At 46.3% G+C, this 13,822-nt stretch carries 11 protein-coding genes and 1 pseudogene; 8 read left to right on the forward strand and 4 right to left on the reverse strand.

Going from position 1 to position 13,822, the window contains the following annotated elements; translation table 11 throughout:
- Position 1 precedes the first annotated feature (1 nt).
- Positions 2-343: a DUF779 domain-containing protein gene (locus ACUXV2_RS01870; protein WP_446245373.1), complete on the forward strand. Its 342-nt coding sequence runs from the start codon at positions 2-4 to the stop codon at positions 341-343.
- A gap of 166 nt (positions 344-509) precedes the next feature.
- On the opposite strand, the gene ACUXV2_RS01875 is transcribed toward ACUXV2_RS01870, so the two are convergent.
- Positions 510-1,547, reverse strand: a complete 1,038-nt coding sequence (locus ACUXV2_RS01875) for a 2,3-butanediol dehydrogenase (RefSeq protein ID WP_446245374.1) — start codon at positions 1,545-1,547, stop codon at positions 510-512.
- Between the two features lie 222 nt (positions 1,548-1,769).
- On the opposite strand from ACUXV2_RS01875, the gene ACUXV2_RS01880 reads away from it, so the two are divergent.
- Positions 1,770-2,336, forward strand: coding sequence for a TetR/AcrR family transcriptional regulator (locus tag ACUXV2_RS01880; protein WP_446245375.1), 567 nt, complete (start codon positions 1,770-1,772; stop codon positions 2,334-2,336).
- 227 nt (positions 2,337-2,563) lie between these two features.
- Here the strand turns inward: ACUXV2_RS01880 and ACUXV2_RS01885 are convergent, their stop codons facing one another.
- Together ACUXV2_RS01885 and ACUXV2_RS01890 are read right to left on the reverse strand one after the other, a co-directional pair.
- A complete protein-coding gene (locus ACUXV2_RS01885; RefSeq protein ID WP_446245376.1) occupies positions 2,564-3,931 on the reverse strand; it encodes a YjiH family protein in 1,368 nt (455 codons plus the stop codon).
- A gap of 15 nt (positions 3,932-3,946) precedes the next feature.
- Positions 3,947-5,275 (reverse strand): aspartate aminotransferase family protein, encoded by a 1,329-nt coding sequence (locus tag ACUXV2_RS01890; RefSeq protein WP_446245377.1) that lies wholly within the window; start codon positions 5,273-5,275, stop codon positions 3,947-3,949.
- 320 nt (positions 5,276-5,595) lie between these two features.
- Here ACUXV2_RS01890 and ACUXV2_RS01895 point away from each other — a divergent pair, with 320 nt between their 5' ends.
- The 3 genes and pseudogenes from ACUXV2_RS01895 (at position 5,596) to ACUXV2_RS01905 (ending at position 8,241) form a co-directional block, all read left to right on the forward strand.
- On the forward strand, positions 5,596-6,495 hold the full coding sequence (locus ACUXV2_RS01895; protein WP_446245378.1) for a LysR family transcriptional regulator: 900 nt from the start codon (positions 5,596-5,598) through the stop codon (positions 6,493-6,495).
- A gap of 327 nt (positions 6,496-6,822) precedes the next feature.
- Positions 6,823-7,059: pseudogene (locus ACUXV2_RS01900) on the forward strand (glutaredoxin family protein).
- Between the two features lie 48 nt (positions 7,060-7,107).
- Positions 7,108-8,241: an MBL fold metallo-hydrolase gene (locus ACUXV2_RS01905; protein ID WP_446245379.1), complete on the forward strand. Its 1,134-nt coding sequence runs from the start codon at positions 7,108-7,110 to the stop codon at positions 8,239-8,241.
- A 365-nt stretch (positions 8,242-8,606) separates the two neighbouring features.
- On the opposite strand, the gene ACUXV2_RS01910 is transcribed toward ACUXV2_RS01905, so the two are convergent.
- Entirely contained in the window at positions 8,607-9,161 is a 555-nt protein-coding gene (locus tag ACUXV2_RS01910; RefSeq protein WP_446245380.1) for a TetR/AcrR family transcriptional regulator, read from the reverse strand.
- 181 nt (positions 9,162-9,342) lie between these two features.
- On the opposite strand from ACUXV2_RS01910, the gene ACUXV2_RS01915 reads away from it, so the two are divergent.
- The 3 genes from ACUXV2_RS01915 to ACUXV2_RS01925 all read left to right on the forward strand — a co-directional run bounded on the left by ACUXV2_RS01915 (position 9,343) and on the right by ACUXV2_RS01925 (position 13,820).
- Positions 9,343-11,400, forward strand: a complete 2,058-nt coding sequence (locus tag ACUXV2_RS01915) for an efflux RND transporter permease subunit (protein WP_446245381.1) — start codon at positions 9,343-9,345, stop codon at positions 11,398-11,400.
- 1 nt (position 11,401) lies between these two features.
- Positions 11,402-13,192, forward strand: a complete 1,791-nt coding sequence (locus ACUXV2_RS01920; protein ID WP_446245382.1) for a YhgE/Pip domain-containing protein — start codon at positions 11,402-11,404, stop codon at positions 13,190-13,192.
- A gap of 304 nt (positions 13,193-13,496) precedes the next feature.
- A complete protein-coding gene (locus ACUXV2_RS01925; RefSeq protein WP_446245383.1) occupies positions 13,497-13,820 on the forward strand; it encodes an ArsR/SmtB family transcription factor in 324 nt (107 codons plus the stop codon).
- The last annotated feature ends 2 nt before the right edge of the window (positions 13,821-13,822 follow it).

Consider the following 13,822-nt stretch of genomic DNA (forward strand, 5'->3'; position numbering starts at 1 on the left):
AATGGATAAAGTAGTTGCCACCAAAGAGGCAATAGCGTTGATTGAGCAATTGCAAGATGAGTATGGACGTGTTCTCTTTGTTCATTCAGAGGGGTGTTGTGATGGAACTTCACCAGTCTGCATGACAGTAGACGACTTTTATCTCGGAAGCCAAGATGAAAAATTAGGGGAAGTTTCAGGTGCCCCTTACTATATGCACAAATCCAATTTTTCTTATTGGCAGCATCTACAGATCGTCATTGATGTGTCAGATGGGATGGGAAATTCGTTTTCATTAGAGAGTATAAAAAACAAGTCATTTGTTATCCGTGCTAACGAGTTCACCGATGCTACGAATAACTAGCTCTTTTTAGATGAGCGAAATTAAAATGCAGTAAGGTAGCAGTCAAATGATAAAGGAGCTTGGAAATTAACTTTTCCAAGCTCCTTATTTTTGACCTGTTATTTCAACTTCTTCTTTTTCACCATCGTGCTCAATTCCTTATTAATAGCAGGGACGCCCAACCAAACTATAAATTCGAACGCTTCGGCGTCACCAGAATCTTACACTGAGTTCGATCATTCAAGATTGCTTCAAATCCTTCTTCCGTTATGTCATCTAAGTGAATTTTTTTCGTGATGACGATGTCTTCATTGATCATTCCGTTATTGATCAGTTCAATGACGCTTGGGAAGATGAAGCGGTATCCAAGGGATGTTGAAATTTTCTTTTCTTGCATGACAGCCACTGTTGGATTATAGGAAACTGGTTTTTCCCAGAGGCTGACGATCATCAATTCGCCTTTTGTTTTTGTACTGTTCAGTCCTGCTTCAAAGGTTGGCTGGACGCCTGCAGCTTCAAAAGCAACGTCTACACCTTTGTTGCCGGTAAGGGACATGATTTTTTGTACTGGATTTTCTTCGATTGGATTAATGATGTCCGTGGCTCCGAGTTTCAGTGCCGTTTCCCTTCTTGTATCTGACACTTCAACAACAATGATTTTCGATGCCCCGGCAGCTTTTACTGTTTGGACGAGCAGCAAGCCGATTGGTCCTGCCCCAAATACGGCAACCGTGTCACCGATACGGAATTGACTATTTCGTACAGCGTGGGTCACGACTGCGGTTGGTTCTACCAATGCTCCTTGTTCAAAGCTCATGGTATCAGGTAGTTTGAACACTCGATCTTCAGGTGCCACGACGAATTCAGCAAATCCGCCTTGGTGTCCAGCTAAACCAAAGCATTGCAGGTTTTCACAAACGTTATAGTTTCCAGTCCTGCATGCTTCACATTTCCAGCATGCAACGAATGGTTCGACGACTACACGATCACCGACTTTAATACTTGTCACATGTTCCCCGATTTCAGTAACAGTTCCAGAAAACTCGTGTCCCATTGTAACAGTTGGTTCGTTGATGACCATTGGACCAGCAATATATTCATGCATGTCGCTGCCGCAAAGGCCGCACCATTCTATTTCAATTTTAACGGAGTCATCCTTCATTTCTGGAATTGACACTTCTTCCACTCGAATATCTTTAGCAGCATGAAATCTAGCAGCTTTCATTTTATCTCTCTCCTTCTCAGAAAATGTCCCCTTGTAAATACAAACCTCTAAGTCGCTTAGAGGTGATTTGTAAGCGTTATTACAATGTGTATAATAAAGGAAATACGAGAACGGCTACAACCAACAGTTTATGCTGAATCATTTGATTTCCGATAGATTCGGGCAAAATGTTTAATAAAATTGTTGTGTTGAGGTTAGCAAAGAGTAAAGGGTTGGAGAATGATGGACAGGCGCATTAAAAAAACGAAGAAGTCGATTAAAGAAGCATTATTTAAATTTGCTGTGATCAAGGGGATGGAGAATGTAACCGTACAGGATATCATTGACGAAGCAGATATCAATCGGGCTACTTTTTATTATCATTATAAGGATAAGTACAATTTGTTTCAGGAGATCGTCGATGAAACGTTGGAAGGCTTAGTTAATGATGTGGTGATACAGCAAGAAACTCAATCATTCGCAGATATTATTTATTCTCCTGCCCTGGCTGCCTTTGAACATGTTGACAGATATAAGGATGTATACAAAATCATCATAAGTAAAAAAGGGCTGCCTGAATTACGATGGAAAATGTTAGATACCCTTAAAAGTTCTGTCCGTAAGAACATTGACCTGATACAAGACGGCCGCTTTGACATTTCGGTAGAAAAAGATTTTCTAGTGAACTTTATTGCAGGTGCACTTCTCGCATTGATTATCGATTGGATTGAAAGTGATTCACCTAATGAACCAAGTGTCATGGCAGATCAATTGGTTCGGGTGATGATTAAAGGAGTATATAGGGAGTAGTGATCGTTTCCTCATTAGTGGTACGCTGCCTTCCAGCGATAAAATATATTTCTTTCGTCATCATGATAGAGGGCGAGAGTGGTTTACCGTGCAGCAGCTGTGACATCTTTCCAATGACGACCTTGGCATGGGTATTAGTTTAGGCAGAAGATGTCTCATCAAGTAAAGTTGGTCAGCAGCTCAATAAAAAAACAAGCAGGAGTCAAGTTCCTGCTTGTTTTTTAGTATTAAAATACGATGAAATGAGCAACCAGCACAATGATCGGCAGCGTGATGATTGTTCGTTGGATGAAGATGATAAAGAGATCCAGGAAGCTCAATGGAATATTGGAGCGCAGGATCAGGATCCCTATTTCAGACATGTATACGAGCTGTGTCAAGGATAGGGCAGCCACGACAAAGCGTGTGAGTTCGCTTTCGATGCCACTGCCGATGACCGGCGGCAGGAACATGTCGGCGAATCCGATCAGCATCGTTTTGGATGCTGCCGCTGCTTCAGGGAGCTGCATCCATTCCAGGACCGGTATGAACGGATAGGAAATGATTTGGAACAAGGACGTGTATTCTGCGATGATCAAGGCAGCTGCTCCGAGGCTCATGACAAGCGGGATCAGGCCAAGCCAGATATCAAGTACGGTATGGACGCCATTCATAAGCAATTTCTTTGGTGAAGGGGCATGCTGGGCTTTTTCAGCGGCTTTTTCCAGTCCCCACTTGAATTTCGACACGCCTTCAGGAATCGTCTCATCAATTTGCTGGCCGACGGGTTCGTAGTAGGTGTCCGGTTTTCTTGAAAGAGGCGGGATTCTCGGCATGATGACCGCTGCAACCACACAGGCGAGTGCGACCGTTAAGTAAAACGGGATGAAGAGATGACCGAGACCGACGATATTGGCCACAACCAGGCTGAACGCAACGGAGGCAATGGAGAACGTCGTGGCGATGACCGCTGCTTCCCTCTTTGTGTAATATCCTTCGTCATATTGTTTAGTTGTGACGAGTACGCCGACGGTTCCGGCACCCATCCATGACGCCATACAGTCGATGGAAGAACGTCCCGGCAATGTGAACATCGGCCTCATGAATTTATGGACGAGCGCCCCGATGAATTCCATCAGGCCAAACTCGACTAATAGCGGCAGCAGGATCCCGGCAAACAGGAACCAGGTGAGCAGCACCGGAGCTAAATCATAAAGGACGACTCCGCCTGTATTTCGGGACCAGATGAATTCAGGTCCGATTTCAAGAATGGTCATGAGACCGACGGCGAAGCCGAGGATTCTTGCAGTGATCCCGATGACACCGATATCGAATAAGCCTTTTAAAAACTTGTTCGACAGGATGACATTTGGTTTCAGTACTTTCGTGAAAATGGAGACGCTTGCGGATAAACCCAGGATAATGATGATTAGTGCAGGTATGAATTCACTGATCAGTCCGTTTAAAAGTGAAGCAAAGATGCCGACGCCGATGGTGACTTGCCCGTCAAATTTAATCGGTACGAGAAATAATAAGGCCCCCAGCAGGGAAGGAAGAATGAACTTCCAATATGCCCCCGTCATGACTTGTTCTTTTACTCTGACTTCTGTCTTCATTTGTGTTCCCCCTTTTTAAATGGTTTGTTCCGCTTTTAGCGGCTCAAGCTCCCGCTCATACTCTGTCAACGCTTCATGAAGCATAGAGATGCCGGTGTCGAGATGTTCCTGGTCGATCGTGAGCGGCGGCATCATGCGGATGACTTCACCTTGGTTGCCGCTTAAGTAGAAGATGACGCCTTTTTCCAAACACTTCTCGAGGATGTTCATCAAGCCTTCACCATTCGGTTTTCCTGTGAATGGGTGGATGATTTCGATCCCCAGCATCAACCCGATGCCCCTGACTTGTCCGATGGAAGGATGTTTGCCTTTCAATTCAAGAAGCCGGGATAAGGCATAGTCGCCCATGCGCCTTGCATTTTCAATCAGCCCTTCGTCCTGCATCACATCAATCGTGGCACACGCCGCTGCGCAGGCGACTGGATTTCCGCCGAATGTCGTGCTGTGGCTGCCGACGGTCCATTGTTCCATCAGCTCTTTGGAAGAAACGGTGGCACTGAGCGGTAATCCACTCGCAATTCCTTTGGCGATCGCCATGATGTCCGGTGTCACGCCAAATCGGTTGGCCGCAAACCAGTCACCCGTCCGGCCGAAGCCTGTCTGGACTTCATCAAAGATGAGCAGGATACCGTGGCGGTCACAGATTTCACGGATTTTTTGCAGCCAGGCCCGAGGCGGGATGACATATCCGCCTTCACCGAGTACCGGCTCAAGAATGACGGCTGCCACTTCATCCGGTGCGACCTGGTGGTTGAATAATCGTTCGAAATTTTTCTCAACATGCTCGGACCAATACTCATCATGGTCCAGCCCACGGGGTGTTTCCGTAATCTGGGCATAGGGCAGTTGATATGTCATGTTGGCTCCGACCGGTAAATGTCTCCGGTATTTGCTTTTCGAAGTGGTCAGGCTGAGGGCGCCCATCGTTCTGCCGTGGAATCCGCCAAGAAAGGAAATGACATACTGCCTTTTGGTCACATGTCTCGCTAACTTGACGGCGCCTTCAATCGCCTCAGCCCCGCTGTTCCCGAAGAAAAAGCAATCCAGGGGCTCTGGTAAAAGCGCTTTCAATTTTTTAGCCAATTGTATGATCGACTCGTAATTGATGATCCCGATCGGCCCATGAACCAAGTGGTCCACCTGATCTTTGATGGCGGCGATCACTTTCGGATGTCGGTGACCTGTGTTTTCCGTCGCGATCCCGGAGGTGAAATCGAGGTACTTTCGGCCATCGGCACCTATATAGAAATAACCATCCGATTTTACGACAGGAAGGTTCGGGAAATCCTTTGCCATCGTAGGAGCCAGCAGCCCTTCTTCATTAATGGTTTTCCAATCTATCATACCATCAACCCCAATCTAGAAAATAATTAATGATTGAATTTTCCTACAATTCTTAAAAGTGGTCAAATCGCACCTATTAATGTTTTTAATAGTTAAAATAAGGAAGATTGGTATGTTAAGAGCTGTTAAAGGAAGTAAACGGTTGAAAACCTGCATCATTTGACAGAATCCCACGCTCAAGTGCTCTATCTTGTTGTATAGTAAGGGAAAGGGGTAAATAGAAGTATTTAAAAGATTTATAGATTTTTAGGCTATTTTTCATAAGGGGATTCCCTAAAGGGGCAATACCGAATAGATCTTATTGATAAGCGGTGATGGGGATGGAAATAAGAAAATTAAAGACGTTTCAAGTCGTGGCGGAAGAGTTGAATATGACAAAGGCAGCCAAGCGGCTTACCTACTCTCAGCCCACGATCACGCTGCAGATACAATCTCTTGAAAAAGAACTGAATCATACCCTTTTCACGAGGGTAGGCAAGAAGACGATGTTGACGACGGCAGGGATCAAACTGAAAGGCCATGTGGATCAGTTGTTTACATTGATGGACAAGATTGAAAAAGAGATGGAAGAACTGCGGGGTCCGTCAGGTGTCCTTACGATTGCTGCGTCAGAGTACTATTGTCAAAGGCATCTGGCAAAAGTGGTGAAGGAATATACCGATGTATACCCTGAAGTGAAGGTCAGCCTGCTGCCGCTGAACAGCATCCATGCCATTCAAAGTGTGAAAGATGAAGTGGCCGATATCGCGGTCATTGCCAGTGAATGCGACGATATCCATATAAGAAAGACGTTTCTGGAAGAGGAGCGGGCGTATGTAGTCGTTTCGTCAACGATAGGGGAGAATCGCAGCTTCGAGGACATCCTGAGGGATCATGCCTTTATTTCATATAATGAGGATTGCAGTTTCAGTACAATCATCGACCACTATTTTAAGAGCAGCGGTCAGCACCCTCGATCCACGATCACCGTCGGTGGGAGCGATGAGATGATCAAGCGGGCCGTCCTCAACGGAACGGGGTACGCAATCCTGGGGGAGAATGTGATCAAACAGGAGATTGCGAATGGATCCATCACCATCCTCGATCAAATATCCGAACCGATTATCACGTCAGCGATCAACTTGAAAGTCCGTTCAGAAGAACCGAATATCATGACGTTCTGTGAGTTTTTGCGGAACAGGTGGGACGCGGGGACAGGTGTTGTGTCCCGAACTAGATGACGTTGTTCGTCCAAAAAGTAAAACACATGACACCCTGAAGTGAGGGAGATCATGTGTTTTTGTTTTGATCATTTTCCTTCCCTGTAAGAGAAGGAATCAAGCAAGCAGCTGCAGTCCGGCTGCCTTCGGACAGAGGCGGCTGTGTAGAAACATACGCTCATGGATATAGACATGCTACAAAAGTTAAGCCAGATCGGAATCTGCGCCTATTTTTTCTGTAGAAGAATTAAACTGATTGACATCAATAAGATTATTTCATAAAATACCTGTAGGGGTATAAGAGTTGTAAATAAAGTAAAATCATAAAAGAAAAAGGAGAGATCGATGATGAATCAAAACGTAACGGTTTATTCAACAAATACTTGTCCTTATTGCACCATGATGAAGAACTTTTTAAATGATCAGGGGGTCCCTTTTAAATAAGTGAATGTTCAAGCCGACCCTGTGGCAGCCAGGAAGCTGGTCGAAACGACCGGACAGATGGGTGTCCCGCAAACTGAAGTAAATGGCCAATGGGTGCTTGGATTCGATCCGAATAAAGTAATGGAACTACTAAATAAGTAAACATTAAATTTTTTTTGAATAAAATTATACCTTAGGGGGTAATGTGAGATGACGGTTAGAAAACTGACGGCTAAAGATGTGAGCGAAAAAATCTTAAATAAGGAAAATACATTTATCCTGGATGTCCGTAATGTCAGCGACTTCGAGGATTGGAAAATCGAAGGCGAGAACTTCGAGTATCTCAATGTGCCATACTTCGAGCTGCTTGATAGTGTATATGGAATCAAGGATAAACTTCCTTCCGATCGTGAAATCTTAGTGGTTTGTGCGAAAGAAGGTTCTTCGATGATGGTGGCTGATATGCTGGACGAGGAAGGGATTGAAGCAGCATACCTGAGCGGCGGGATGAAATCATGGAGCGAGCATTTATACCAAGCGAAGGTATATGAAGATGAAAAGATCAAAGTCTATCAATTCGTGCGTGTTGGAAAGGGCTGCTTGTCTTATATGGTTGTCTCTGATGATGAGGCGCTGATCGTTGACCCTGCGAGATTCGTGGATGAATATATCGGTGCAGCAAGGGGGGATGGTGCGAAGATTACCCATATCGTGGACTCACACCTGCACGCCGACCATATTTCAGGAGGGAAGGACTTGGCGGAAGAAACAGGCGGATCTTACTACCTGATGAAGAGTGAAGGCGCGGTCTTCGACTTCAACCCATTAGAAGACCATGAGAAGATCGAGTTCAAGGATATCGAGCTAGAGGTCCTTGCAGTGAAGACACCCGGCCATACACCGGGAAGCGTGTCGTTCTTCGTGAATAAGAAACTATTATTCTCAGGTGACACGATCTTCGTCAGCGGTCTGGGCCGTCCGGACCTTGGAAATAAAGTAAGGGAATGGGCGAATGACCTGTACAATACCGTTTACAATAAAGTATCCGAAATCGCGGATGATGTCATTGTCCTGCCGTCCCACTATGCGAACTTTGATGCCGAACTAAATGAAGACGGATACATCGGCGACACCTTGGGGAACATCCGTAAGCGCAATGAAAAGATGTTCACGGCTTCAAGGGAGGAGTTTCTGAATGATGTGGAGAAGTCCGCAAGCTCTGTGAAGCCTCCTAACTTTGAAGAAATCATCATGATCAACCGCGGTGTGCAGGAAGCTGACTATGAAAGAAAGCAGGAGCTTGAAATCGGGCCGAATCGATGTGCGGTTCATCATGCGGACTGATTGATTTTATAACGCTCGAAGGAAAGAAGGGTATCTGAAGATGCCCTTCTTTTTCTGTGTATGGGGAAAAAAAGAATATTCGACACGAAGGGCACAATTACTAGGACGAAGGGCGTAATTATTTTAATCAAAGGCACAATAAAAATGTATAAGGCACAATTATTCAAATGAAGGGCACAATTAATTCGATGAAAGGTGCAATTAGCTAAAACAGCCTTCAACTTTATGGAGTGACCGGCGTGTGAAGGCTGATTTCAAATGTATTTTTGATTTGGTATGAAAACATAGCCTATTTTATCAGCTTTAGAGCGAGATACTACCGCATTCTCCGACAACCACTGATTACTAAATGTAAAACAAGGACACTACTGCACCCCCGATAATCCCCGATTAATGAAGTTGTACAAAATCCCCGCCATTTCCCCAGGTGTCTTTTCCATCCCGTTCTCCAGCCAGTTCTTGATCACATGTATACTTCCGCTCACTAAAAATATATTGATGTATTCATACGTTTCCTGATCGATTTCGCTGTCGGTGATCCAGTTTTTGAAGATGAATTCATGGGTGATCTTCATTCCTTTTTTCAGGAAGTACATATCTGTGTTCTCGCCCAGGAGGGTGTGGCAGATGCCGCTTTTTTCGGCGAGGTATTCGAATAGTTTTTCGGTCATCTGAAGGGCTTCTTCTTCTTTAGAGAAGTTGTATTGGCCCAGTGTGACGGTCAGGTCTTCGATGAATTCTTCTTCGATGGCTTCGAGCAGTTCGTACTGATTCGCATAGTGGGCATAGAAGGTGGAGCGGTTGATGTCTGCGGTTTCACAGATTTCTTTGATGGTGATGCTTGAGATGGATTTGTCCTGCAGCAGTTTCAGCAGGCTCTCTTTTAAAACCATGCGTGTGTATTGTTTGCGTCTGTCCATTTTAGAGGTCACTTTCGATGTTCCTTTCTGTCCATTTTTAGCGGTCCAGTAAGATATCCAACATCCCGTAATGAAGTGTTGTGTAACGAACACTCACTACACAACTGTCCGTTGAATATCCAACACGGTGTTTATTATAATGATAAGGTGAAAATGTGAGAGATACAAGTGAGGTTGAGAGATGATAAATATAGCATCGTGGATCATAAAGCATAAGAAGGCTGTACTTATTGCGTTCATGCTGGTGACGATTCTGTCTACAGTGGCGCAGTTTTTTGTGAAGGTCAATTATAATATGGTCGATTATCTGCCGGATGATGCCCAGGCCACCCGGGCGATGGATATCATGGAGGAGGAGTTTACGGGTGCGGTGCCGGACACACGGGTCATGGTGACCGACGTGTCGATTCAGGAGGCGCTCTCCTATAAAGAAAAGCTTGAGGCCATCGACGGGGTTTCGGATGTCATGTGGCTCGATGATATGGTCGATCTGAAGACGCCTTTAGAGGTGGCGGATCAAGAGACGGTAGAGAATTATTATAAAGATGGAAATGCACTGTTTTCGATCAGTGTGCGGACCGGGGATGAGGTCCGGATCACGGATGAGGTGTATGAGCTGATCGGGGAAGATGGTGCGATTGCCGGGGAAGCTGCCAATACGGCGAATTCCCAGAAGATGGCGGGGAACGAATCGATGTATGCGGGCATGCTTCTCGTCCCGCTGATCATCTTGATCCTGGTCATTTCGACGACTTCGTGGGTTGAACCGCTGTTTTTCCTGACGGCGATCGGGGTGTCAGTTCTGATCAACCTTGGGACGAACATCTTCTTAGGGGAAGTTTCGTTCGTCACCCAGTCGGTGGCGCCGATTTTACAGCTCGCTGTATCGCTCGATTATGCGGTGTTCCTGCTTCACAGTTTTTCCGACTACCGGAAGGAGACGGATGATCCCGAGGAAGCTATGAAACTTGCGATGAAGAAGTCGTTCCCTGCGATCACGGCGAGTGCCGCGACGACGTTTTTCGGGTTTATCGCGCTGACGTTCATGGAGTTCCAGATCGGATCGGATCTCGGAGTGAACCTGGTGAAGGGTATCGTGTTGAGTTTCATCAGCGTGATGGTGTTCCTGCCGGCGCTGACGTTAGTTTTCTACAAATGGATGGATAAAACGAAGCATAGGAGCTTTGTGCCGGACTTCAAGGGGATCGGGAATAAGGTATTGAAACTGAAGATCCCGAGCCTGGTTTTAGTATTTGCGATTCTGGTTCCTGCTTTCCTGGGACAGACGAATACGAAGTTCATATACGGGTCGGGCGAAGCACCTGAGGATACACGTGTCGGCAGGGACTTCAAGAAGGTCGAAGAGGCGTTCGGGGAGACGACGCCGATCGTGCTGCTTGTGCCTAAGGGGGATATGGCGAAAGAGAAAGAACTGGTCGAGGATATTGAGAGTCTCGACTATGTGACGGGTGTTATCGCCTATGTGAATCAGGTAGGGACCGAAATCCCGCCTGACTATCTTGACAAATCGATCACGGATGAATTCTATTCTGAGAATTACAGCCGGATCGTCATCAACACGAATCAGGGCACTGAAGGCGAGGTCCCTTTTTCAATCGTGGAAAAGGTGAAAAAAGCGGCTTCCGGGTATTATGGGGATGAGGCCTTGGCACTCGGGGAAAGCGTGACGCTTTTTGATATTAAAAATACAGTCACGAAGGATAATGTGGTCGTGAATGTGCTGACGGTCGTGACGATTGCGCTTGTGCTGCTGTTCAGCTTCCGGTCAATTTCAATTCCTGTGGTGCTGCTCATCACGATCGAATCAGCGGTCTGGATCAATCTGTCAATTCCATACTTTACGAATACGTCACTCGTGTTCGTCGGATATTTGATTATCAGTACGGTACAGCTGGCGGCAACGGTCGATTATGGAATTCTATTCACTGAGGCTTACACCCATTACCGCAAGGAGATGCCTGCCAAAGAGGCGATGGTGAGGACGCTTGATGAAAAGACGTTCTCGATTTCGATATCGGCTGCAATCCTTTCAAGTGTCGGATTCATCCTTTGGATCACATCGTCCAATCCAATCGTGGGATCTATCGGTCTGTTGATGGGAAGAGGAGCCCTGCTTGCCTTTGTGATGGTATTGTTCGTTCTGCCGGCAATGCTTCTGGTATTTGATAAAGTCATTAAGAAAACAACCTATAAAGCAAATTATTATGAGGAGAAATGATATGGGAAAAAAACAACTGACATATAGTGCGCTTGCATTGATGCTGTTCTTGCCTTCATTTCTAAGTGTGCCTGCTTCGGCGGCGGAGGAAGGAAAGGTCACGTCGAAGGATGAAGTGGTGTATGCGACGCTGGATGCTGACGGGGGCCTTGATCATATCTACGTCGTGAACACGTTCGATGTGGCGCGTGCCGGGAAGATCCTTGATTACGGTCAGTACAGCAGCGTGAAGAACCTGACTGATATGAAGGAGCTTGAGCAGGAGGGGCAGAAGATTGAAATGGAAGCCCCTGAAGGAAAGTTCACGTATCAAGGGAATATGAATGAGAATACGAAATTGCCGTGGGATGTGAAGGTTTCATATATGCTGGATGGGCAGAAAGTGGATCCATCCGGACTTGCCGGAAAGAGCGGGCATCTTGAAATCCACATCGATACGGCTGAGAATACGAACGGCGATTCTGTCTTCTATGAGAACTACTTATTGCAGGTGTCAATGAGCCTGCCGAATACGTATGAGAACATCGAAGCGGCTGACGGCATGGTGGCGAATGCGGGTAAGAATAAGCAGATCACGTTCACCGTCATGCCTGGAAAAGAGAAGAAGCTGACGGTGGAAGCGGATGTAAAGGACTTCGAGTTCAAGGGAGTCGAGATCGCCGCGGTTCCATCTACGCTTCCGATCGATACGACGGGGACTGAGGGCATGACTGACGATATGTCGGAGTTGTCGAATGCAATTGGGAAGCTGAATGATGGTGTGGCCGAGCTTGAGGACGGCGTTGCCCAGCTGAATAACGGGGCGGCCGGCCTTCGTGATGGTTCTGCGCAATATAAAAATGGCGTGGCTGAATTGAACGGCTCTTCATCTCAGCTTGTCGGTGCGTCGGGCTCCATCCGTGATGCGCTGGGAACCATCAATCAATCCCTTGCAGGGCAGTCTTCTGAAACGGACCTTTCAAGCCTGAATGAATTGCCTGCGGGGCTGAATCAATTAGCAGGCGGACTGAATGAAACGGCAGCCGGAATGACGAAGCTGCAGGATAATTATTCACAAGCTTATGCGGCACTGGACGGGGCGATCAAGGAAATCCCAGCGAGTCAGGTGACGAAGGAGGAGATCGCTGCACTCCGTGAGAGTGCTGCTAATCCGGAGGTCGTGGATAAGCTGGCTGCATCCCATGCAGCCGCGCAAAAGGTGAAAGGGACGTATGACAGGGTGAACTCTGCGTTCGCAGCAGTAGAACCGTCGTTGAATCAGATGAGCGGCGCAGTGACCGAGGTCAGCGGCCAGTTGACGTCCATCTCGAATAATCTTTCTGCTTCCTTGCAAGAAATGGATATGAGCGGACTTGCTGAGCTGCAAAAAGGCCTGAGTGAGCTGTCAGCCAAATACGGTGAGTTCCACAGTGGATTGGTTAGCTATACAGAAGGTGTGGGTCAATTATCCTCTTCATACGGAAAGCTGCATTCTGGAATCGTTGAGCTTGCCGGCGGAACCAGTGAATTAGCTGGCGGTGTCAGCGATCTTCACGATGGAACGTCAGAGCTGCATCAAGAAACAAAGGACCTGCCTGACAAGATGCAGCAGGAAATCAATAAGATGATGGATGAGTACGATAAGTCCGATTTCGAACCTGTGTCGTTCGTTTCTGAGAAGAATGAAAAGGTATCTTCCGTGCAGTTCGTGATCAAGACGGAGAGCATCGAGAAGGAAGAAGTGAAAGAGAAGAAAGCAGAGCCTGAGAAGGAGAAAGGGTTCTGGGAGTTGTTTTTGGATTTGTTTAGGTGAGTTGGAGTTTGTATGGACGTGAATGATGCTATCGGGTGAGGTGGTGTCATTGGCTTTATTGGCTTGTGCCAGGAACAAATTGATTGTTTTGTGCCAGGCACAATTAGGGGGATTTGTGCCAGGAACAAATCGGTGTTTTTGTGCCTGGCACCACTATAAATGCCCATTAAGACAGGGATCATGGTTTAAGTTGAAACCGTGATCCCTGTCTTTTTTTAAACTGTTTTTGACACACATATTAGATATTGCTAATATGTTAACCATAAACGTATTAGAAATTTCTAATATGATGGAGGGGCACACATTGACCGAGAAGTTTGATTTAGATACAAAGGTAAAGTTCCTGCAGGGATTTGCACATAAAATAAGGATTCAAATTTTGGAGTGTATCAAAGAAGAAGAAAAGACGGTTTCCGAGATTGTCGAGGACCTGGATGGGAGTCAGTCGAATATATCCCAGCACCTGGCATGCTTGAGGGGCTGCGGTCTGATTGTCGGAAGGCAGGAAGGGAAGTATACGTTCTATAGTTTGAGTAATCAGCAAGTACGGGACTTGTTGACGATGTTCGATGTTGTCCTGGATGAAGTCCAGAATGATGTTGCATGCTGTAAAAATCATATCGTTTAGGG

Source organism: Rossellomorea sp. NS-SX7, assembly GCF_052828565.1.